The organism is Paracoccus sp. (in: a-proteobacteria), assembly GCF_032007265.1.
GTDB lineage: Bacteria > Pseudomonadota > Alphaproteobacteria > Rhodobacterales > Rhodobacteraceae > Paracoccus.
Genome location: NZ_DALZMB010000035.1, coordinates 1 through 21,013 on the forward strand (window position 1 = coordinate 1; position 21,013 = coordinate 21,013).

Sequence of the window (21,013 nt, forward strand, 5' to 3'; positions counted from 1 at the left end):
GACGTCGCCCTTCATGAACGGCTTCCTCTTTTCTGGTGCGAAGGCCCCTCAGGTTGGGGGGTACACCCAGATTATCGCAACCGCGCATCGTGTCCAGAAACAAGGGCATGCAACCGCCGCAATCGGCGCGTTTACCAAGGGCACGATAGATCTTGCCGGGGGTGATGATTGTCTGAGGATCGGCATTGCGCATCCAATCGATGGCCGCGCGGATCTCGTGATCAGTGATTTGTGTGCAATGGCAGATAATCATCTTATGCCCTCTTTCGACATAACCTACCAAATCGATCAGACATGTAAAGCCTGAGTTTTTCACTTTGCTTGTGAACTCTTCTTGACCCGGCCCCAGCAGAAGCAGATTACCGCCGCCATGAAACTTGATGATTTTGACTTTCACCTTCCCGAGGGCCTGATCGCGACGCGGCCTGCCCACCCCCGCAGCTCGGCCCGCCTTCTGCTTGCCCAAGGCCAGCAGATGCAGGATCTGCATGTGCGAGATCTGACTACGGTTCTGCGTAAGGGCGATCTCTTGGTCCTGAATGACACCAAGGTCATTCCCGCGCGGCTAAGTGGGACACGCAAGCGTCAATCGGCGCAGGGCGAAGTGGTGGCAAAAGTCGAGGTGACGCTGCTTGAGGCCGCAGCAGATGGCAGCTGGCGCGCTCTGGCCAAGCCGCTGCGCAAGTTGAAACTTAATGAAACCATTCGCTTTTCTGACGACCTTTCTGCCGAAGTCGTCGAGATTTCAGACAGCGGGCTTCATCTGCGCTTTGATTGCGAGGGCGCGGATTTCGAGGCCGAGCTGGCCCGTGTCGGCGCCATGCCCTTGCCGCCCTATATTGCCGCGCTGCGCGCCCCGGACGAGCAGGACAGGGTCGATTATCAGACGGTTTGGGCCAAAAACTCTGGCGCAGTTGCCGCCCCGACGGCCAGCCTGCATTTCGACGAGCCCCTGTTGGCGGCGCTGCGCGACATGGGGGTGCGTTTTGTGCAGGTAACGCTTCACGTCGGGGCCGGCACTTTCTTGCCGGTCAAGGTCGATGATGTCACCACGCATCGCATGCATGCCGAATGGGGGCATGTCTCGCCCGAGGCCGCCGCAGCCATCAACGCCGCCAAGGCCGAGGGCGCACGCATTATTCCGGTTGGAACCACCGCGTTACGCCTGATCGAATCAGCTGCGCAGCCCGATGGAACGATTGCGCCTTTCGAGGGCACGACCGATATTTTCATCTATCCCGGCTATCAGTTCCGCGTCACGGATGGGTTGATGACCAACTTCCATCTGCCCAAGTCGACATTGCTCATGCTGGTCAGCGCATTGATGGGTCAGCAGCGCATCAATGAGATCTATGGACATGCGGTACAGTCCGGGTATCGTTTCTTCAGTTACGGCGATGCTTCCTTGCTGATTCCATAGGAATTTAGATGCTCACGGTCCTGCGCACCACCTGGCCCCTGCTTTTGGGTATTTTACTCTTGATGGTTGGGAACGGGATGCAGGGCACATTGCTGGGCATCAGAGGCAACCTGGAAGCCATCCCCCCAAGCCTGATGTCCTATGTCATGGCGGCCTATTTTGGCGGCTTTCTTTTGGGCAGCCGGACCGTGCCGGGCATGATCCAGAAAGTTGGCCATGTCCGCGTCTTTGCCGCGCTTGGCTCTTTGATTTCCGCGGTCTTGATCCTTTACGCGGTCGCGCCGAACTGGCTGGCCTGGTCGGCGCTGCGCTTTATCATCGGCTTTTCCTTTTCCGGGGTCTATATCACCGCGGAAAGCTGGCTGAATGCTGGTTCAACCAACGAGACGCGCGGCCAGGCACTGTCAGCCTATATGATCGTGCAAATGCTGGGCATTATCGGCGCCCAGCTTTTGATGAATTCCGCAGATCCGGCGGGCTATCTGCTGTTCGTCATTCCTTCGGTTCTGGTCTCTTTCGCCTTCCTGCCGATCCTGCTTTACCCCCAACCCGCGCCGCAATTCGCGACCATCCAACGAATGAGCTTTCGCCGGCTCTTTCGCACCTCCCCGCTGGGTTGCGTGGGCATTTTCCTGATGGGCGGCGTCTTTTCGGCGCTTTTCGGGATGGCCTCGGTCTGGGGCTCGATCTCGGGAATGACGGTGCGCGAGATTTCGGGCTTTGTCGCTGCGATCTATTTCGGCGGGCTTGTCGTGCAATATCCTGTGGGCTGGCTGTCTGACCGCAGCGATCGCCGGGTGCTGGTGCTGGCGCTTGCCTGCTTTGGCACCACCATCACCGCCTTGACGATCCTGTTTCAGCCGGGGATCTGGGGCCTTTTGTTTGCCGCAGCGGCGCTTGGAGGGGTGGCGAACCCGATCTATTCCTTGCTGCTTGCCTATACCAATGATTTTCTTGATCAAAAGGATATGGCTGCAGCCTCGGCAGGGCTTTTGTTCATCAATGGCGTCGGCGCAATGACCGGCCCGATCATCACCGGCTGGCTGATGAGCCTGACGGGCCCGAACGGCTTTTGGCTTTACATCGGCCTGCTTTTGGCAGTGCTTGCGGCCTATGCCGCATGGCGCATGACCCAACGTCCCTCGCCCAGTGCCGATCAAAGCTTTGCCGTCATCTCTCCTGCGGCTACGCCGCTTGCCGTGGAAGCCGCCCTTGATTCCGCCGGCGCAGATGAGCTGCCGACTGATGCCGATCAAAGTCAGGATCACAGCCAGCCTTGAAGCTGACGGCCCGGAATGCCAGCATGGCGCAACTTGTAAAAGGAACCGCCCATGACGCCGCAAGAAATCAACACATTCTGGTTAGACGAGGTCGGTGAGAAAGGCTGGTATCAGCAATCCGACGATCTGGACGCCCAGATCCGCCAGCGTTTTCTTGCGGCTTGGCAAGATGCAGCGACCTTGACCCAATCCTGGAAGGGTACGGCCCAGGGGGCTTTGGCCGCTCTGATCCTGACCGATCAATTTCCGCGCAATATGTTTCGCAACGATCCCCGCGCCTTTGCAACCGATGCGCTTGCGCTGGAAATCGCCAATGAGGCGATCAACAATGGCTTTGATCTGGCCATCGCCGTACCCGCGCGCCAGTTCTTCTATCTGCCCTTCGAACATTCCGAGAATCTGAGCGATCAGAACCGCGCGGTCGAGCTCTGCGCCGAGTTTTTGCCCGGCGAAACCCTGCGCCACGCCCAGCTTCATCGCGATACGATCCGTAATTTCGGGCGTTTTCCCTGGCGAAATCTTGCCCTTGGCCGAGAAAATACACCGCAAGAACAAGCGTTAATGGATGCAGGTGGCTATGGCGCCCTGGTCTCTGGCCGAGTCGTGCTTGAAGCCTCCTAAAAAATGGTTTAACGCTCAACTATCTTCAGCGACGAGGGGGAAGCCGATGACGCAAACGTTCGACATGGTGGTGATCGGTTCCGGTCCCGGGGGATATGTCAGTGCCATTCGTGGTGCACAGCTGGGACTTAAGGTCGCCGTAATCGAACGCGAGCATCTGGGGGGCATCTGCCTCAACTGGGGCTGCATTCCGACAAAAGCCTTGCTGCGCTCTGCCGAGGTTTTCCACCTGATGGAGCGCGCCAAGGAATTCGGCCTTTCCGCAGATAAGATCGGCTATGACCTGGCTGCGGTTGTTGCGCGCTCGCGCGGCGTCGCCAAGCAACTGGCAGGCGGCGTCGGCCATCTGCTCAAAAAGAACAAAGTCACTGTGATCATGGGTGACGCCACCCTGACCGCACCCGGCAAAATCTCGGTCAAAACCGACAAAGGGACCGAAGAGGTCTCCGGCAAGGCCATCGTCCTGGCAACGGGTGCACGCGCCCGCGAACTGCCGGGCGTCGAGCCCGATGGCAAGCTGGTCTGGAACTACAAACATGCGCTGAACCCGCCGCATATGCCCAAGAAACTGCTGGTCATCGGCTCGGGCGCGATCGGCATCGAATTCGCAAGCTTCTTCAATACGCTTGGCGCTGATACCACCGTGGTCGAAGTCATGGACCGCGTGCTGCCGGTCGAAGACGCTGAAATCTCGGCTTTGGCTAAGAAGCAATTTGTCAAACAGGGCATGAAAATCCTGGAAAAAGCATCGGTCAAGAAACTTGATCGGGCCAATGGCAAAGTCACGGCCCATATCGAATCCAACGGAAAAACCGAAACGCAGGAATTCGACACCGTCATTTCTGCCGTGGGTATCGTCGGGAATGTCGAAAATCTGGGGCTGGAAAAGCTGGGTGTCAAAATCGACCGCACCCATGTTGTCACGGATGAATTCTGCCGCACGGGTGTCGCTGGCCTTTATGCGATCGGCGATGTCGCGGGCGCACCTTGGCTCGCCCATAAAGCCAGCCATGAAGGCGTCATGGTTGCCGAATTGATCGCCGGTGGCCACCCCCATCCGATCAAGCCCAATTCCATTGCCGGATGTACCTATTGCCACCCGCAAGTGGCCTCTGTTGGCCTGACCGAAGAAAAGGCCAAAGCCGCAGGCTACGACATCAAGGTCGGCCGCTTCCCCTTTGTCGGCAATGGCAAAGCCATCGCTCTGGGCGAGCCCGAGGGTCTGGTTAAAACCATCTTCGACGCCAAAACGGGCGAGTTGCTGGGCGCGCATATGATCGGCGCCGAAGTGACCGAACTGATCCAGGGCTATGTCATTGGCCGCACGCTGGAGACGACCGAAGCCGAGCTGATGGAAACCGTCTTCCCGCATCCGACCCTGTCCGAGATGATGCATGAATCGGTCCTTTCAGCTTACGGACGCGCCATTCACTTCTAAATGCTTGGCCCCGAAATCCCGCCCCAGGCAGATTTCTTCATCACTTAAATACCCAAAACAGATCCGGGGGGCCTTTGGCCTCCCGTTTTCTTTGTCCTGTTTGCCCAAGATCAAGGTAGGCTCCGGCAGATTGTGCTAAGCTAAGCCACTGAAACTTCGTGCACATGATCAAGGACGTCCGAATGCAACGATCAACCGCCCTCTCCTTTGCCGCGTTTTTGACTGCGGCTGCTGCGCTGGCCGCCTGCACCCCCGAAATCAAAACCCCTTCGGGACAGGCCGATTATCAGCAATATTGCTCGGCCTGCCACGGCGCGACAGGCAAAGGCGATGGACCCGCAGCAAAGGATTTGACGCCGAAACCAGCCGATTTGACCTTATTGGCACGCAAAAACGGGGGCACCTTCCCGCGCCTGCAGTCCATGGGCCATATTCATGGTCATACCGCCGGACGCAGCGAAAGCCCGATGCCAGAATTTGGTGATATCCTGACCGGACCCAGCGTGCCCTATGACGCGGGCGACGGAATTTTGACCCCGACGCCCGAGCGTCTGGTCGCGCTCAGCAAATATCTTGAAAAAATTCAGGTGAAATAATCGGATGGCGCGGCCCTTTTACCTGGGCCGCGCATAAGACCACCGCCTCAGGCAACGGGCATGCGTGTCTCGATCATGCCGGCAAACCAGCTTGCCCCGACCGGCAGGATCTCATCATTAAAGTCATAAGCCGGATGGTGCAGCATTGCCCCCTCGCCATTGCCCAAAAAGACATAGGCGCCGGGCCGCTCGTTCAGCATAAAGCTGAAATCCTCGCCCGCCATCAGCGGCGGCACATCCCAATTGACGCCCCCCGTAACGGCTTGAGCAACGGTGCCCGCATGCGCGGCTGCCTCAGGATCGTTCACCGTTACCGGATAGCCGCGATGATAGCGAACCTCGGCGGTCGCACCAAAGGTCATGGCGATACCTTTGGAAATTGCGGTGATGCGTTCCTCCAACTGCTGGCGCACCGGGGCTGCCAGACTGCGCGCCGTCCCCTTCAGGCGAACATTTTCCGGCAAGACGTTATGGGCAGGGCTGTCGGTTTCCACCACGCAGACCGAAACCACACCAGATTGCAGCGGATCGACATTGCGCGAGACGATGCTTTGCAGGGCCACGATCACCTGGGCTGCCAAAAGGGTTGTGTCGATGGCCAAATGAGGGGCCGCGGCATGGCCCCCTCGTCCGCGCAGCAGAATTTCGAACTCATCTGCCGCCGCCATCATCGCTGCGGGACGCAGGCCAATGGTCCCTGCCTCCATCCCCGGCAGATTGTGCAGCGCATAGAATTCATCGATCTTCCAGCGCGAGATCAAACCATCCTCGATCATTGCGCGCGCGCCCGCCCCGCCCTCTTCAGCGGGCTGAAAAATCACGACGGCAGTACCATCAAAGTTGCGGGTTTCCGCCAGATATTTCGCCGCGGCCAGCAACATGGATGTATGCCCATCATGGCCACAGGCATGCATCATACCCGGCGTCGTCGAGGCATATTCGGCCCCCGTCTGCTCATGGATCGGCAAAGCATCCATATCCGCGCGCAACCCGATCACGCGACCGCTGCTGTCGCTTTTGCCACGGATCACGCCCACGACGCCGGTGCGCCCGATCCCCTCGGTGACCTCATCCAGCCCGAATTCCCGCAAAAGCGCTGCGACCCGACCCGAGGTGCGCGGCAGATCATATTGCAATTCAGGGTGGCGGTGAAAATCATGGCGCCAGGATTTGATCTCGGGCAGCATCTCGGCGAAACGGTTCTTGACGGGCATTTGGGTCTCCTTTGCCGCGCAAGGTTGCGTCGTTTCGCGCCGGGCTGCAAGCGGGCGCGCACATCTGGATGGGGATGTTTGCGCCGCACTTTGCGCGCACCGGTTTTCGCCTAAAGGCTAGGGCCAAGGACCAGGGCCGAGCCGTCACTGAAGCGCCCAAAACGAAAGCGCCCAAGGTCATGTTCGGTCGCGCGGCCCTGCATCAGATCAGCCATCACCCGACCAACCCCCGGCCCGATTCCAAAGCCGTGCCCCGACAGTCCAGTGGCGATGAACAGGCCCGAGATCGGGCTTTCATCTAAAATAGGAACCTCGTCGGGCATGACATCGATCATTCCGGCCCAAGCACTGCGCAACACGGGTGGGCCGATCTGGGGAAAGGCCTCAGAAAAATCACGATGCAGCTTTTTCAAAAACCGCTCATTGGGGGGCGGGTCCAACACCCGCATCCGCTCAAAGGGGCTTTCCTCATCGCCATGCCAGCGACGCTTGGTCAGCCAACCATCCGGAAATCCCAAAGGCGGCCATGGCCGCAAATGGGTCGCCCGATAATCGCGGCGCAATTGCGGCAGATAGGCTTTCAGGTTGCGAAACGCATCCGGTCCGACCCAGAAATCATGGGCCATTCCGGGGGCCAGCGTATAGCCGCCATCTTGTCTGCGCCGAAAAGAGAATTGGTTATCGGCAGCCGCACCATGCCAGAAATCCGGCATGGGCATGGTCGCCGCGACGGTCGAGCGTACGGCAAGCTGTGGCATGTCGATACCGGCGTTGCGCGCGAACAGCGATGACCACGCCCCACCCGCCAGCAAAACGCGATCGGCGCGGATATGGCCCAGCTCGGTGTAAACTCCGTGCAGGCGGCCGCCGCTAAGGTCCAGACTGCGCACCGCGCAATCCTCGACGACCATCGCCCCCTCTTGCTGGGCGATGCGCGCCAAGGCCGGAACCGCGCCCCAAGGCTCGGCCCGCGCATCAGATGGCGTTGACAAAGCCCCGATCCAGCCTGCGGAATTGGGCAATGTCGCCCCCAATTCCGCGCGTGAGACCATGCGCGTATCTAGCCCATGCTCACGTGCCAATACCAGCCACCCCTCGTAACTGGCTAATTCTGCTTCGGTTTTTGCCAGATAGGTGACACCGCATTGCTGAAAGCTGGCGGCTTCACCCAGATCGGGGGCCAGCTGTTCCCAAAGGCGCAGGGCCTCGATCATGATCGGCAGCTCGGCCGGGTCGCGCCCTTGTTGGCGGATCCAGCCCCAGTTGCGCGACGATTGCTCGGCGGCGATCCGGCCTTTTTCGCATACGACAACGCGCAGCCCCGCCCGCGCCAGAAAAAGCGCGCTGGCCACGCCCGCAATGCCGCCACCGATGATGACGATATCGCAAGCCTCGGGTAGCGGATCGGCAAAAGCCACAGGATCAGTGACGCGAATATGGCCACCTGTCAGCATCATGGCGACACCCGGGAATTTCTGCGCAACTTGGGCAGGTTCAGACGGCGTCTTGCGTGAAATGATGTCATTATGCCCCACGACGCTGATGCCTTGCATCTTAGGCTAACGCGGCAAAACCTCATTGCAACAATGATCTCTGACTTGGGGGGCAGTTTGACGCATTTCCCGTCACTGCGCCGGATTGATCATCCACTCAACGACCCGCCCAAGTGCCTGACGCGGCAAGATCACCAGCATCGGGCCGTCGATTTCCAGTTCGACCGGACCGACAACCTGATTGGAGGTTCCGGCAAAACCGTCGGGGGCAAATGCCAGCCCGTTGATCGGCCAGCGAAGCCCCTGACTGCGACCCGTGCATGGTCCCATCGGAAAAAGCGAAACACGGCTTCCCGGCTCCAGATCAAGCGCAAGCAGGGGGGGCGCGGCAAAGCAGATATCGACCTCTCCCAGCAGCACGACCGGGGGAATGCGGCGCCGCGAGATGACATTCAGCACCGCCAGCTGATGATCCAGTCTGCCACCGCCAAAGCCGATTCCGACCACCAATGGCGCCAAGATCCGGCTCAGGCATTTCTCAAAATCGGTGGTGTCTTGCTCGGCAATCCGGTGCAGGCGATCTGGCGGGATTTGGGCACGGGCGTCGGGGCCGAGACTGTCCAGATCCCCAATCACCAGATCGGGTACAGCCCCCAAGGCCAAAGCGCGATCCGCGCCCCCATCGGCCGCGACCAGAAACGGGCCAACGGCCAATGCATCGGCCATATCCTGTGGCGTCACCTGCCCCCCACCGATCAAGGTGACGGGAAGCTGGCTATGGGCCAGTGCCCTAGCCATCCTTGCCAATGCCTGTGAAAATACGCCTGCAGGGAAAGGCCCATGCGATGCCGAGCACCACATAAACCAGCACTTCGATCAGGATCGGCAGACGGCCAAACGAGCGATCAAGCCAGTTCATCAAAGTGACCGCCACAACGATGTAAAGCGGCAGCCCGATCAGCAAAATCACCAGCGACCAGCGTTTGCGCGACTTGAGATCCATCACTTGGCCCTTCCTCAGATGTCAAAACGCCCGCGATGCTTTTGCGCAAGGGGCCTGCTGCTCTTGCCATTCTCCGCGTATTTTAGCCACCCCGACATGCAAAAGGCCGCCGAAATTTCGGCGGCCCTTCACAGAATATGCAACGCGCCTGACAAAACAGACGCAAGCAGGTCTTATCAATCCGCGAAGGGATCGGTCACAAGGATCGTGTCATCGCGCTCGGGCGAGGTCGACAAAAGAGCGACCGGGCACTGGATCAGCTCTTCGATACGGCGCACATATTTGATTGCCGCGGCCGGAAGATCCGCCCAGCTGCGTGCGCCTTGAGTGGATTCCGACCAGCCGTCCATCTCTTCATAGATCGGAACGACTTTGGCCTGAAGCGCCGCAGCGGTTGGCAGGTGGTCGTAATGCTTGCCGTCGATTTCATAACCCACGCAGATTTTCAGCGTTTTGAAACCGTCCAACACGTCCAGCTTGGTCAGCGCAATGCCGTTCACGCCGGAAATCGCGCAGGTCTGGCGTACCAAAACCGCGTCAAACCAGCCGCAGCGACGCTTGCGCCCCGTGACCGTACCGAACTCGCGGCCACGCTCGCCCAGACGCTGACCATCGTCGTCGTCCAGCTCTGACGGAAACGGGCCAGAGCCCACGCGGGTCGTATAGGCTTTGACAATGCCCAGAACAAAGCCGATCGCGCTGGGGCCAAGGCCCGTACCGGTCGCGGCCATGCCCGACATCGTCGTCGAGGAGGTGACATAGGGATAGGTGCCGAAATCAATATCCAGCAAAGACCCCTGCGCGCCTTCGAACAAGATCCGCTTGCCTGCCCGACGGTCGTCGTTCAGCACTTTCCAGACCGGCTGTGCATAGGCCAGCAACTTCGGAGCGATCTCCAGCAGTTTGGCGCGCAGCTCGGCACGATCAATCGGCTCGGCGCCCAGACCTTTGCGCAGCGGATCATGATGGGCCAGCAGACGGTCAAGGCGCGCATCCAGCGTCTCGACATCGCCCAGATCAGCCACGCGAATGGCGCGGCGACCGACTTTATCCTCATAGGCGGGACCGATGCCACGACCGGTCGTACCGATCTTCGAGGCGCCTGCGGCCTCTTCGCGCAAACGATCCAAATCCTGATGCAGCGGCAAAATCAGCGGCGCATTCTCTGCGATCATCAGGTTCACGGGCGAAATCTCAACGCCCTGTGCAGCCAACTTATCAATTTCCGAAAACAGCGCCCAAGGGTCCAGCACGACGCCGTTGCCGATCACTGCCATCTTGCCCTTGCGCACGATCCCCGACGGAAGCAGCGAGAGCTTGAAGACCTGATCCCCGATCACCAGAGTATGTCCGGCGTTATGGCCGCCCTGAAAGCGCGCGATTACATCGGCGCGTTCCGACAACCAGTCGACGATCTTGCCTTTGCCTTCGTCGCCCCATTGCGCGCCGACGACCACCACATTGGCCATGTTCCTAATCCCTTCGGTCACAAATGCCCCAAAGGCGTATAAGGGTCTCGGGCGCTCGGGGAAAGCGCAAAGGGCATGCGATGGGCAAGTGAACAACGCCTTTGCCCTCCGTGCATAGCCTCAAACACCTAAAATCGGGTGAAATTCTGCCCTGAGGCGCGAAAAATCCTTTGGTGCGATTTGTGGGCTGTGGGACGATCCGTTTTGGCCGGACGCGATCCGGTCGGTTCGGAGGATGTAGAATGTGCCATGCCTGCGTGATTGAATCCGTGAAATCCAGCATGATGTCGCGCCGCAGCCTGTTCAGCGGTGCAGCCGCCGCAGGTGCGGCAGCTATTGCCATGGGCGCGGTTTCCGCCCGCCCTGCCCTGGCCGCGTCCAGCGGCAAAGTCGTTGACCTGACCCATGCCTGGGATGAGACCTTCCCGACCTTCGATGGCAAACCCGGCATCACCTATGAAGAGGCCGTGAACTTTGACAAATCTGGCTATCAGCTGTGGAAGCTGACGATCTTTGAACATAGCGGCACGCATATCGACGCACCTTTGCATTTTTCAAAGGATGGGAAATCCGTGGCCGAGATCGATCCCGGCAACCTGATCTGCCCGCTTTGCGTCGTCGACATATCCGCCAAGGCCAAGGATGACGCCAATGCCATGCTCGAGGCCTCTGACCTCGAGGCCTGGATCAGCGCCAATGGCGAGATCCCGGCGGGTGCTTTGGTCGCCATGAATTCGGGCTGGGCCGCCAAGGTCGACAGCCCAGAGTTTCGCACCGATGCAGCCGGCAATTTCGCCTTTCCAGGCTTTGCCAAAAGCGCGACAGACCTTTTGGCGCAGATGAATGTCGCGGGGATCGGCGTTGATTCGCTGTCGCTTGATCCCGGTAATTCACCCGATTTCGCCGTCCATAAATCATGGCTGTCCTCGGGCCATTTCGGGATCGAGGCCTTGGCCGGTCTGGATCAGATGCCCGCCAAAGGCGCAACGATCTTTGTCGGGGCACCAAAACATAAGCGCGGCACTGGCGGTCCTGCACGCGTTCTGGCGATGGTCTGATGAGTGTTGTCAAACTTCTGTCGGATGATGAGGCCGACCCGCGGGCGCTGGCGGTCTTTGAGCGTATTCGCACGGCCCGAGGCACCGATTACATCAATAATTTCTGGCGTGCCCAGGCCCATGATCCCGCGACGCTTGAGGCGGTCTGGGACCGATTGTCGCAAGTCATGGCCCCCGGCGCGCTTGATCCTTTGGTCAAGGAGTTGATCTATATCGCGGTATCAACGGCGAATGGCTGCAGCTATTGCGTCCATTCCCATACGGCCGCCGCCCGCGCCAAGGGCATGACAGCCGCCCAACATGCCGAACTTTTGGCGGTGATCGGCATGGCTGCCCAAACCAATGCGCTGGTCACAGCCCTTGGTGTGCCGATCGACGCGGGCTTCATCCAGGAATAAGAAATCTGCCGGGCGAAGACCCCGGCAGATACGCGCCCCTTGGCCGCAGCCCCATCCTGCGCTGGCCTGCCTTTTGTCGCCCCGCGCTGCCCCTGACTGATGTTGCCGACAAGCCCATTGCTGGGTGCATTGCTGCATTGCAGCAGCGACCCCTACGCAATGGCCGGACAATCGCCATTTTTAGGGCATAGCAATTTCGCATCACAAAGGAAAATCCGATGGCTTTCGCCCATGCCCCTAAGGCCCCGACCACGTCAAAAGGCGTTTTCGCGACGCTTGCAGGTGCGCTGAAGACGGCCATTCACACCTTTAACGAAGCGATGGAGCGGCGCTCGGCCTATCATGCGCTGAACCGTCTTTCGGATCGTGAGCTGGATCAGCTTGGCATGACCCGTGGGGATATTTTGGGCCGCATCTTCAACGACAAATCCCCCAACTGAATTTGCCAAAAACCCTAGCAGCTTTGATGGGCGTCGTGGTCGAAAGCCACGGCGCCCGATCTATATGCAACAGTTACGCGGCTGCGCTGGCGATGGCAGGCTGAAAGGGCGTGATCGTCACATCTTCGCCCTCGAAAATACAAAATGAGCCCGGCGGAACCTCGTGCCAGTCCTTTTCATCAGCCTCCAGCGGCTCCGAGACAACTGCGCGCCCCCCGCGCGTCGCCGACCAGCGATGATACAGCGATGGCGCATGTTCATCCGAGGCATAGCGCAGCGCATATAACCGCTCCCCATCCGAAAAAGCCGCCGTCAGCCGGACATAGGGCGTGTTCCCACGCGCACGGGCCAAAGCCTCGAATTCAGCGGTTGCCCGCGCCATGGCGCCAGCAGGGTCACGGTCCAACCCCATTCCCAAAGCCAGCAGAAACAAAGCCTCGCTGTCGGTGGCGCCTTTGCGGTTGTGATAAACTTCGTCGGGGATCAGAACCTCGGCCGAGCGGCGATAGCCGTCATAGCCGCCAAACTGCCCATTATGCATAAAGCTCCACCTGCCGACACTGAACGGGTGGCAGTTTTTGCGGCTGGTCGCCGTGCCGGTCGACGCGCGCACATGAGCCATGAAGAGATGGGATTTTACGGTCGCCGTCAGGCTGCGCAGGTTGGGGTCTGACCATGCCGGCATGACATCGCGGTAAAGGCCCGGCTCATCGCGATCCCCGTACCAGGCAATTCCGAAACCATCGGCGTTCACCGGGGTATGACAATGGGTCGCGCCGTGGCTTTGCCGCACGAGGGAGTGCCCCGGACGGCTGATGATGTCTTCAAGATAGATCGGCGTGCCGATATAGGCGGCCCAACGGCACATGCCTTGCCCCTGATTTCCAGTCTTTTGCCAAGGGTTAGCACGTACATATTAACGAATCACGTTATTTCGTGACCGGGGCGGCCTCTTCGACAATCACAAGATCGCGCTCGGATGCGCCGCGCGCATGGCTCAGCGCCTCTTGATAGGCGTCCGAGCGATAGCAGGCCTCGGCCGCGGCAAGGCTGGGAAAGCGCGCAACGACGTTGCGCGCCCGGTCCCGGCCCTCGAGCTGGATATAGCGGCCACCGCGCGCAAGGAATTCTCCCCCATGCGCGGCAATCGCCGGACCCGCCAATTTGGCGTAGCGGCCATAGGCCTCTTCATCGGTCACATGGACATTGGCGATCCATAATGCAGTGGTCATGCGCGCGCCTCGATCAGTTGTTCAACTGCCAAGATTGCCGCATCTGCTGCCTCAAGGCTAGGGGCACCGCCCTGGGCACGATCGGGACGGCCACCGCCGCCTTTGCCGCCCAGTGCCGCGACAGCCGCCTGAACCAGCTCGACCGCAGAAATCTTGTCGGTCAGATCAGCCGTCACACCTGCGGCAACCGTGGCTTTACCATCGGCATCGGTCAAAGCGACCACTGCACCCGTGCCAAGTTTTGCCTTCAGCTCATCGACCAGCGGGCCAAGTTCCTTGCCTGAAACCCCGTCGAAGCGGCGAGCGATTACTTTGATCCCGTTGATTTCCTTGGCTGCTTCCTGCGAGGCGCCGCCCATCGCCAAGTGGCGCTTGAGCTGTGCAACCTCATTGGCAAGCGCCTTGCGCTCGTCGGCCAGCGCCTTGACGCGACCCACCACCTCGCCGGCCTGCGCCTTAAGCGCCGCCGCGATTTCGGCCAATTGGCTGTCGGCATTGCGCAGATGCGCCAGCGCCTCGGCGCCGGTCAGCGCCTCGATCCGGCGCACACCCGCGCTGGAGGCGCTATCGCTCAGCAGCACGAATGCCCCAATATCGCCCGTACGCGCAACATGAGTGCCCCCGCACAGTTCAAGCGAATAGGTGGCCTTGTCCAGCCCCTTGCCCGAACCGTCCTGACGCCCCATCGAGACGACGCGAACCTCATCGCCATATTTCTCGCCAAACAGCGCCTGCGCACCCAATGCGCGGGCATCGTCAGGCGACATGATCCGGGTTTCGACCGGGGTGTTCTGACGGATATAGGCGTTAACCTCGGCCTCGACGGCAGCCAGCTCTTCGGCGGCGACCGCCTTGTTGTGGCTGAAATCGAACCGTAGGCGGTCGTCAGCGTTCAGGCTGCCGCGCTGCGCAACGTGATCGCCAAGCGCATGACGCAGCGCCTCATGCAGCAAATGCGTGGCCGAGTGGTTCGCGCGGATCTGGCCGCGACGGGCATGATCCACCACCAGCTGTGCACCCTGGCCCTGCGAAATCTCACCCATGGTGACTTCTGCAAAGTGGATGACCAGACCGGAAACCTTCTTGGTATCGGTGACCCGTGCCGCGCCGCTTTCGGTCTTGATCAGGCCGGTATCCCCGACCTGGCCGCCCGATTCTGCATAGAACGGGGTTTGGTTGACCACGATCTGAACGGTCTGGCCCTCTTTGGCCGTTCCGGTTGTCGCGCCATCCTGCACCAAGGCGATGATCTGCCCTTCGGCGATCTCGGTGTCATATCCCAGGAATTCGCTTGCGCCGTGCTTATCGGCAAGGTCGAACCAGATGGTCGCATCTGCTGTCTCGCCCGATCCGGACCAAGCGGCGCGCGCCTTGGCCTTTTGTTCGGCCATTGCGGTGTCAAAGCCTGCCGTCTCGACGGTCCGGCCCTTTTCGCGCAGCGCATCCTGGGTCAGGTCCAGCGGGAAGCCGTAAGTGTCATAGAGTTTGAAGGCAGCCGCACCAGGAAGCTCGGCCCCTTCGGGAAGCTTGGACAGCTCGTCGTCAAGCAAGCGAAGCCCGCGGTCCAGCGTCTGCTTGAAGCGCGACTCTTCCAGCTTGAGCGTCTCTTCGATCATCGACTGCGCGCGGCCAAGCTCGGGATAGGCCCCACCCATCTGACGCACAAGCGCGGGCACCAGTTTGAACATCACTGGATCTTGCGCGCCCAGCATATGAGCATGGCGCATCGCACGGCGCATAATGCGGCGAAGCACATAACCGCGTCCCTCGTTCGAGGGCATGACGCCATCAGCGATCAAGAAGCTGGTCGAGCGCAGGTGATCGGCGATGACACGGTGATGAACTTTACCCGGGCCGTCGGGGTCGCTGCTGGTCGCATGGGCCGAAGCCTCGATCAAGGCGCGCATCAAGTCGGTGTCATAGTTGTCGTGCTTGCCCTGAAGCAACGCACCGATCCGCTCTAGCCCCATGCCGGTGTCGATCGACTGCATGTCGAGCGCACGCATCGTGCCATCCTCGAACTGCTCGTTTTGCATGAAAACGAGGTTCCAGATCTCGATGAAGCGATCGCCGTCCTCGTCTTTCGAACCGGGCGGGCCGCCCCAGATGTGATCGCCGTGATCAAAGAAGATCTCGGTGCAAGGACCACAGGGTCCGGTTGGGCCCATGCGCCAGAAGTTGTCGTCCGTCGGAATGCGGATAATGCGGTCATCGGACAGGCCCGCGACCTTCTTCCAGATATTCGCGGCCTCGTCATCGGTGTGATAGACCGTGACCAAAAGCTTGTCCTTGGGAATGCCGAAGTCCTTGGTCAGCAGCTCCCATGCAAAGGGGATAGCCTCTTTCTTGAAATAATCGCCAAAGCTGAAATTGCCCAGCATCTCGAAGAAAGTATGGTGGCGCGCGGTATAGCCGACGTTGTCCAGATCGTTGTGCTTGCCGCCTGCGCGAACGCATTTTTGCGCGGTGGTCGCACGCTTATAGTCGCGGTGTTCAACCCCGGTGAACAGGTTCTTGAACTGGACCATGCCCGAGTTCGTGAACATAAGCGTCGGATCATTGCGCGGCACGAGCGGGCTCGAGTCGACGACCTCGTGATCGTTGCGCTTGTAGAAATCCAGGAAGGTGGAACGAATATCGTTCAAGCTTGGCATATCAGGAAATCCCGCTGAGGGCCTCGAACCGGCGCTGTCTAAAGATGTGAGAAAAGGCAATATCCCCCAGCGCGGCCAGCGTAAAGGCGCAACCTTGCGCCAAGGGCCAGAAGCCGTAGTCAAATGGGGAAACTGAAAGAAAAAGGGGCCGTTGGGCCCCCTGATCACTGTGCTGATGGCTCAAACAAGGCTCAGTCGTCGACGACATCTCCGCCGTCGTCGCCCTCAACCCCGAACTCAAGCCCGTGGCTGGCGCGGATCTTATCCTCGATCGCATAGGCGATTTCAGCATTGTCGCGCAAAAACTGCTTGGCGTTCTCGCGGCCCTGGCCGATGCGCTCGTCCCCGTAAGAGTACCAAGAGCCCGATTTTTCGACCACTCCGGCCTTGACGCCAAGGTCAATCAGCTCGCCGACCTTGCTGATGCCCTCGCCGAACATGATATCGAACTCAACCTGACGGAAGGGCGGCGCGACCTTGTTTTTCACGACTTTGACGCGGGTCGTATTGCCCGTCACCTCGTCACGATCCTTCACCGAACCGGTGCGGCGAATATCCAGTCGAACCGAGGCATAGAATTTCAGCGCATTGCCACCCGTCGTGGTTTCGGGGTTACCGAACATCACGCCGATCTTCATGCGAATCTGGTTGATGAAGATGACCATGCAATTGCTGCGCCCGATCGAGGCCGTCAGTTTGCGCATGGCCTGGCTCATCAAACGGGCTTGGCTGCCCATCTGCATATCGCCCATATCACCTTCGATTTCCGATTTCGGCGTCAAAGCCGCAACCGAATCGACCACGACAAGATTAACAGCCCCCGAGCGCACCAGCGTATCAACGATCTCTAGCGCCTGCTCACCCGTATCGGGCTGGCTGATCAGCAGCTCATCCAGGTTGACGCCCAACTTTTTCGCATATTGGGGGTCAAGTGCATGTTCTGCGTCAACGAATGCGCAAACCCCGCCTTTTTTCTGCTCTTCCGCCACAACATGCAGCGTAAGCGTCGTCTTGCCCGAGCTTTCAGGCCCGAAAATTTCGATGATGCGGCCCTTTGGCAGGCCACCGATGCCCAGCGCGATGTCCAGCCCAAGCGAACCCGTCGAGGTGGCCTCGATCTCGGCAACCGGGCTATCGGCACCCAGCTTCATGATCGAACCTTTGCCGAACTGGCGCTCGATCTGTGCGAGCGCGCTGTCCAGAGCCTTCTGCTTGTCAGCCGTTTTCTTGTCGTTCATGTCGAAAAGTGTCGCCCCTGCCATGATGTCCTCGCAGTTATTTCACACCCCTCGCACGGGGGCAATCTTCGTCATCTGGTTAATGTTCTCTTATTGTTCTTATGAGGCAGAATTTATGCTTTGGCAATATCTTTCACCACCCTCAGGACAAGTCGGCTGCCTCCATTTCGCCTTGCGTTGCGACAGGGGCTTGCCCGTCAGCCTGCGCGAATTGCTTACTGACAAGCGAGGTCAGTTCGCTTAGCGAAAAAGGCTTGGCCAGGAAGGCCGCGTTGGGCACCGGGGTCGTCCCTTCCTGAAAAATATGCTCACTATAGCCTGACATGAAAATCACCCGCGTCGCAGGCCGATCACGCAGCGCGGTGCGCACCCATGCCGGTCCATCCATGCCCGGCATGACGACGTCAGTGACGAAAACATCCACGATAAGGCGCTGATCGGACAGAATTTCCAGCGCATCTTCTGCGCAGGCGGCCTCAAGAACCTTGAAACCTTGCAGCTGCAACGCGCGGCTGGCAAAAGCGCGCACCGGGGCCTCGTCCTCGACCAATAGCACGGTCGCCTCTTTTTCGATGCGCGGAACGGGCTCGCGCGCAGGAGTGGGTTCCGCCCCCACTTCGGCGTCGTAAGCCTCGCTGCCATGGGCCGGGAAATAGAGCGTGAACGTGGTTCCCTCACCCAGGACGCTGTCGCAAAAGATAAAACCACCCGTCTGCTTTACGATGCCGTAGGCCGTTGACAGCCCAAGCCCCGTCCCTTCGCCCGTGCGCTTGGTTGAAAAAAACGGCTCAAACACCTTGGCGATGATATCGGCCGAAATGCCGCAGCCACGATCCATTACCTCGACCTTGACATATTCACCCGGCGGCAGAACCAAAACGCTGGTGGCATCAGATGCATCGACATGATGGTTCGAGGTGCGGATTGTGATGTCGCCGCCCTCGGGCATGGCATCACGCGCATTGACGACCAAGTTCATGATCACCTGCTCTAGCTGGCGTTTATCGGCGCGGATACGGTTCAGTTTTGGATCATGATGGAATGTCAGTATGATTTTCTCGCCGACCAGGCGGTTCAGCAGATGTGTCAGATCGGCCAGCGAGTCGCGCAGATCGAACAATTGCAGCTTCAAGGTCTGCTTTCTGGAATAGGCCAGCAACTGCCCCACCAAAGCCGCAGCGCGATTGGCGTTCTGGCTGATTTGATCCAGATCGGCAAAGTCAGGATCACCCTTGTCGTGACGCAGCATCAGCAGGTCGCAATGGCCGCTGATCGCAGTTAGCAAGTTATTGAAGTCATGTGCGATACCGCCCGCAAGCTGGCCAATAGCCTGCATTTTCTGACTTTGGACAAACTGTGCCTCGAGGCGCTTAAGATCACTGGCATCGGTCAGGACGGCCGTGACACTATCGCCATGCCCCCCTTTCAGCGTGACCTGAATGAACCGCTCGGGGCCGGAACCCCGCAGCCGCAAAACCTCGCTGCCGACAAGCTGACGACCAAAACAGGCGTCCGAGACCCAATCAGACAACGACCGCCCCGGCCCCTCGAAAATCGAGGTCATCGGCCGGTCCGCCAGATCACAGCCCAGCATGTCATGGGCCACGCTATTGCCGCGAATGATGGTCGCGCGCGCATCAAGAAGCAAAAGCGCCACCGGAAGCTCATCGAACTGGGTCAGATCGCTTTGCCGCTCGACCGACATCTCGCTTGCATCGCCCAGGACCTCATCCTCGGCCTGCCAAAATTGCAGACTGGCGCCTGGTTTGCGCGAAATATTGTACTTGCCCGCTGGCCCCAGATCGGCCCGGGCGGTGCCCTTACGGTCAAGCGCCGTCAAGATCATGCGCCAGACCCCTTCGGGATTGCCCAATCCGCGCCCAAGCGCATCTTGGCCACGCCGTCCGATCAAATCACCTTGCCGCGACAAAAGCTGCGCATTTTGCGCAAGGATCTGACCATCGGGCGCACAAACCAAAGCCGGTACCGATGCATGGGTCAGCTCGGGCATCAGCGCGCGCAACTCGCGCCGCTCGCTAAGCCCATTCAACAAGTGCCGCAGCGATAAGGCGCCGCCCAGAATATACCAGGCCAGCGCCACGGCGATAAAAATCAAATAGCCCCGGCCAATCGGGCTGGATGGCTGAAACGCCAGCCAGAAAGCCGCAACCAAAGCTGGAAGCGTCAAAAGCGGCACCAACGCCAAGGCTGTTGATGGCATGTCGCGTCTGATCATGATCCCCTCGCGGCAGAGACTATAACTAACTCTACCTTAGCGCGAATTAATAAGGGGTTAATGACGTATCAGCCGCGCCAAATAAAATCCGTCAGAGGCGTTTAGCGGCGTAAAGACCTGCTGCTCGGCCAGGGTAAAAGCGGGATTGCGGGCCAAAAAGGCCGCAACCTGATCACCATTCTCCGCGTTCAGCAGCGAGCAGGTCATATAGGCCAGACTGCCTCCGGCAACGACGAAAGTTGCCGCTTCGTCCAGAATTTGGGACTGAAGCGCCAACAGGCGCTCAAGATCCTTGGGGCTCAGGCGCCATTTCGCGTCGGGCGTGCGCCGCCACGTCCCAGAGCCCGAGCAGGGCACATCGGCCATGACCAGATCGAAATGACCTCGGACCATGCGGGGTTTGAGCAGGCGGATATTGGCCCCCGCACGGCGCGCGCGTTGAGGAAGATCAGCCATGCGCGCGGCCTCGATGTCATGGGCGCTGACAGGCGCCGCTCCGCGTGCGGCCATGGCCAAAGCCTTGCCGCCGCCACCCGCGCAATAGTCAAGCACGCTGCCCGTGCTGGGCAGTTCGGCACATGCCAGCTGCGGCGACAGATCCTGCAGTTCGACCGCGCCCTCGCGGTAACTGCCCGAGGCAGCAATGCCCCGCGCCCCGTCAATCACGCGCAAAGCCGTGGGCAGCAGCGGTGACACCTCGGTCGTGATGCCGTCGCGCGCCAGCGCCTCTTGCGCCTTTGAAACCGAGGCGCGCTGTGTATTGACCCGAAGCCAGACCGGGGCACGTGCCCGCATGGCCTGCGCCACCTTCTCGGCATCGGCGCCAAGGGCCGCCTGCCAGGCGGGCCAAATCCATTCGGGCAAATCGCGAGCAAGCGCTTCATCCGGAGCCTGCCCCCCTGCCAGCTCGGCCGGATCAAGCGGGGCAGGCGCGTGGCCCTGTCCCGAAAACATCTGCGCGATGTCGATGCCTTCGGCACGGCAATGGCCGATCATCAGCCCCCGCCCGCTTAGCGCACCGCCCAAGGCCGCGCGCGCGTTGCGACTGCGCAGGCTATCGAAAACCAGATCACGCACCGCCGCGCGATCCCCCGACCCGGCAAAGCGGCTGCTGCGCGACCATCGGATCAGCGCGGCCTCGGCCGGCTCGCCGTTCAGAATGCGGTCAAGAATATCAATGGCGGCCTGAATACGAGCGGCAGGGGTCACGTTCTTCTCTCGGT

General features: G+C 59.9%; 20 protein-coding genes. 8 read left to right on the plus strand and 12 right to left on the minus strand.

Annotated elements, in window-relative coordinates:
* On the minus strand, positions 1-253 hold a 253-nt coding region (locus tag RTS12_RS09420), incomplete at its 3' end, for a (2Fe-2S)-binding protein (protein ID WP_312527864.1).
* A gap of 117 nt (positions 254-370) precedes the next feature.
* Here RTS12_RS09420 and queA point away from each other — a divergent pair.
* From queA to RTS12_RS09445, 5 genes are all read left to right on the plus strand, one after another.
* Positions 371-1,420 carry a tRNA preQ1(34) S-adenosylmethionine ribosyltransferase-isomerase QueA gene (gene queA, locus RTS12_RS09425; RefSeq protein WP_312527810.1) on the plus strand — a complete coding sequence of 350 codons (1,050 nt, stop codon included), beginning with the start codon at positions 371-373 and terminating at the stop codon, positions 1,418-1,420.
* 8 nt (positions 1,421-1,428) lie between these two features.
* Positions 1,429-2,700, plus strand: a complete 1,272-nt coding sequence (locus RTS12_RS09430; protein WP_312527812.1) for an MFS transporter — start codon at positions 1,429-1,431, stop codon at positions 2,698-2,700.
* 51 nt (positions 2,701-2,751) lie between these two features.
* Complete coding sequence (locus RTS12_RS09435) at positions 2,752-3,321, plus strand: DUF924 family protein (protein WP_312527814.1); 570 nt, start codon at positions 2,752-2,754, stop codon at positions 3,319-3,321.
* Positions 3,322-3,367: 46 nt separating this feature from the next.
* Entirely contained in the window at positions 3,368-4,759 is a 1,392-nt protein-coding gene (gene lpdA, locus RTS12_RS09440; RefSeq protein WP_312527816.1) for a dihydrolipoyl dehydrogenase, read from the plus strand.
* A 182-nt stretch (positions 4,760-4,941) separates the two neighbouring features.
* Complete coding sequence (locus RTS12_RS09445) at positions 4,942-5,355, plus strand: c-type cytochrome (protein ID WP_312527818.1); 414 nt, start codon at positions 4,942-4,944, stop codon at positions 5,353-5,355.
* Positions 5,356-5,402: 47 nt separating this feature from the next.
* On the opposite strand, the gene RTS12_RS09450 is transcribed toward RTS12_RS09445, so the two are convergent.
* The 5 genes from RTS12_RS09450 to RTS12_RS09470 all read right to left on the minus strand — a co-directional run bounded on the left by RTS12_RS09450 (position 5,403) and on the right by RTS12_RS09470 (position 10,534).
* Positions 5,403-6,569 carry a M20 aminoacylase family protein gene (locus RTS12_RS09450; RefSeq protein WP_312527820.1) on the minus strand — a complete coding sequence of 389 codons (1,167 nt, stop codon included), beginning with the start codon at positions 6,567-6,569 and terminating at the stop codon, positions 5,403-5,405.
* A gap of 110 nt (positions 6,570-6,679) precedes the next feature.
* Positions 6,680-8,023, minus strand: a complete 1,344-nt coding sequence (locus RTS12_RS09455) for an FAD-dependent oxidoreductase (protein ID WP_312527866.1) — start codon at positions 8,021-8,023, stop codon at positions 6,680-6,682.
* Between the two features lie 171 nt (positions 8,024-8,194).
* Entirely contained in the window at positions 8,195-8,860 is a 666-nt protein-coding gene (locus RTS12_RS09460; protein WP_312527822.1) for a thiamine diphosphokinase, read from the minus strand.
* Positions 8,853-9,065: a DUF2842 domain-containing protein gene (locus RTS12_RS09465; RefSeq protein WP_312527824.1), complete on the minus strand. Its 213-nt coding sequence runs from the start codon at positions 9,063-9,065 to the stop codon at positions 8,853-8,855. The genes RTS12_RS09460 and RTS12_RS09465 overlap by 8 nt, the downstream gene beginning before the upstream one ends.
* Before the next feature lie 176 nt (positions 9,066-9,241).
* Entirely contained in the window at positions 9,242-10,534 is a 1,293-nt protein-coding gene (locus tag RTS12_RS09470; protein ID WP_312527826.1) for an adenylosuccinate synthase, read from the minus strand.
* Positions 10,535-10,776: 242 nt separating this feature from the next.
* Here RTS12_RS09470 and RTS12_RS09475 point away from each other — a divergent pair, with 242 nt between their 5' ends.
* The 3 genes from RTS12_RS09475 to RTS12_RS09485 all read left to right on the plus strand — a co-directional run bounded on the left by RTS12_RS09475 (position 10,777) and on the right by RTS12_RS09485 (position 12,430).
* Positions 10,777-11,592, plus strand: a complete 816-nt coding sequence (locus RTS12_RS09475) for a cyclase family protein (protein WP_312527828.1) — start codon at positions 10,777-10,779, stop codon at positions 11,590-11,592.
* Entirely contained in the window at positions 11,592-11,990 is a 399-nt protein-coding gene (locus RTS12_RS09480) for a carboxymuconolactone decarboxylase family protein (RefSeq protein ID WP_312527830.1), read from the plus strand. Before RTS12_RS09475 ends, RTS12_RS09480 begins: the two co-directional genes overlap by 1 nt.
* Positions 11,991-12,208: 218 nt before the next feature.
* A complete protein-coding gene (locus RTS12_RS09485; RefSeq protein ID WP_312527832.1) occupies positions 12,209-12,430 on the plus strand; it encodes a DUF1127 domain-containing protein in 222 nt (73 codons plus the stop codon).
* Between the two features lie 73 nt (positions 12,431-12,503).
* Here the strand turns inward: RTS12_RS09485 and RTS12_RS09490 are convergent, their stop codons facing one another.
* From RTS12_RS09490 to RTS12_RS09515, 6 genes are all read right to left on the minus strand, one after another.
* Positions 12,504-13,298: a class II glutamine amidotransferase gene (locus tag RTS12_RS09490; protein ID WP_312527834.1), complete on the minus strand. Its 795-nt coding sequence runs from the start codon at positions 13,296-13,298 to the stop codon at positions 12,504-12,506.
* A gap of 61 nt (positions 13,299-13,359) precedes the next feature.
* The gene (locus RTS12_RS09495) at positions 13,360-13,662 is read right to left on the minus strand and encodes a DUF1330 domain-containing protein (protein WP_312527835.1); all 303 of its coding nucleotides are present in this window, start codon (positions 13,660-13,662) and stop codon (positions 13,360-13,362) included.
* The gene (alaS, locus tag RTS12_RS09500) at positions 13,659-16,316 is read right to left on the minus strand and encodes an alanine--tRNA ligase (RefSeq protein WP_312527837.1); all 2,658 of its coding nucleotides are present in this window, start codon (positions 16,314-16,316) and stop codon (positions 13,659-13,661) included. The genes RTS12_RS09495 and alaS overlap by 4 nt, the downstream gene beginning before the upstream one ends.
* A 191-nt stretch (positions 16,317-16,507) precedes the next feature.
* Entirely contained in the window at positions 16,508-17,578 is a 1,071-nt protein-coding gene (gene recA / locus RTS12_RS09505; RefSeq protein ID WP_312527838.1) for a recombinase RecA, read from the minus strand.
* Positions 17,579-17,696: 118 nt separating this feature from the next.
* A complete protein-coding gene (locus RTS12_RS09510) occupies positions 17,697-19,790 on the minus strand; it encodes an ATP-binding protein (RefSeq protein ID WP_312527840.1) in 2,094 nt (697 codons plus the stop codon).
* A gap of 57 nt (positions 19,791-19,847) precedes the next feature.
* Complete coding sequence (locus RTS12_RS09515; protein WP_312527842.1) at positions 19,848-20,999, minus strand: RsmB/NOP family class I SAM-dependent RNA methyltransferase; 1,152 nt, start codon at positions 20,997-20,999, stop codon at positions 19,848-19,850.
* Positions 21,000-21,013: the final 14 nt, after the last annotated feature.

What these genes read in the sequence shown, in the direction of transcription:
- RTS12_RS09470 (WP_312527826.1), bottom strand. Translation starts at nt 10,534, where the DNA reads ATGGCCAATGTGGTGGTCGTCGGCGCGCAATGGGGCGACGAAGGCAAA.
- lpdA (WP_312527816.1), top strand. Translation starts at nt 3,368, where the DNA reads ATGACGCAAACGTTCGACATGGTGGTGATCGGTTCCGGTCCCGGGGGA.
- RTS12_RS09495 (WP_312527835.1), bottom strand. Translation starts at nt 13,662, where the DNA reads ATGACCACTGCATTATGGATCGCCAATGTCCATGTGACCGATGAAGAG.
- RTS12_RS09485 (WP_312527832.1), top strand. Translation starts at nt 12,209, where the DNA reads ATGGCTTTCGCCCATGCCCCTAAGGCCCCGACCACGTCAAAAGGCGTT.
- RTS12_RS09445 (WP_312527818.1), top strand. Translation starts at nt 4,942, where the DNA reads ATGCAACGATCAACCGCCCTCTCCTTTGCCGCGTTTTTGACTGCGGCT.
- RTS12_RS09465 (WP_312527824.1), bottom strand. Translation starts at nt 9,065, where the DNA reads ATGGATCTCAAGTCGCGCAAACGCTGGTCGCTGGTGATTTTGCTGATC.
- RTS12_RS09475 (WP_312527828.1), top strand. Translation starts at nt 10,777, where the DNA reads ATGTGCCATGCCTGCGTGATTGAATCCGTGAAATCCAGCATGATGTCG.
- RTS12_RS09460 (WP_312527822.1), bottom strand. Translation starts at nt 8,860, where the DNA reads ATGGCTAGGGCACTGGCCCATAGCCAGCTTCCCGTCACCTTGATCGGT.
- RTS12_RS09480 (WP_312527830.1), top strand. Translation starts at nt 11,592, where the DNA reads ATGAGTGTTGTCAAACTTCTGTCGGATGATGAGGCCGACCCGCGGGCG.
- RTS12_RS09510 (WP_312527840.1), bottom strand. Translation starts at nt 19,790, where the DNA reads ATGATCAGACGCGACATGCCATCAACAGCCTTGGCGTTGGTGCCGCTT.
- RTS12_RS09450 (WP_312527820.1), bottom strand. Translation starts at nt 6,569, where the DNA reads ATGCCCGTCAAGAACCGTTTCGCCGAGATGCTGCCCGAGATCAAATCC.
- recA (WP_312527838.1), bottom strand. Translation starts at nt 17,578, where the DNA reads ATGGCAGGGGCGACACTTTTCGACATGAACGACAAGAAAACGGCTGAC.
- RTS12_RS09430 (WP_312527812.1), top strand. Translation starts at nt 1,429, where the DNA reads ATGCTCACGGTCCTGCGCACCACCTGGCCCCTGCTTTTGGGTATTTTA.
- RTS12_RS09435 (WP_312527814.1), top strand. Translation starts at nt 2,752, where the DNA reads ATGACGCCGCAAGAAATCAACACATTCTGGTTAGACGAGGTCGGTGAG.
- RTS12_RS09455 (WP_312527866.1), bottom strand. Translation starts at nt 8,023, where the DNA reads ATGCTGACAGGTGGCCATATTCGCGTCACTGATCCTGTGGCTTTTGCC.
- RTS12_RS09490 (WP_312527834.1), bottom strand. Translation starts at nt 13,298, where the DNA reads ATGTGCCGTTGGGCCGCCTATATCGGCACGCCGATCTATCTTGAAGAC.
- queA (WP_312527810.1), top strand. Translation starts at nt 371, where the DNA reads ATGAAACTTGATGATTTTGACTTTCACCTTCCCGAGGGCCTGATCGCG.
- alaS (WP_312527837.1), bottom strand. Translation starts at nt 16,316, where the DNA reads ATGCCAAGCTTGAACGATATTCGTTCCACCTTCCTGGATTTCTACAAG.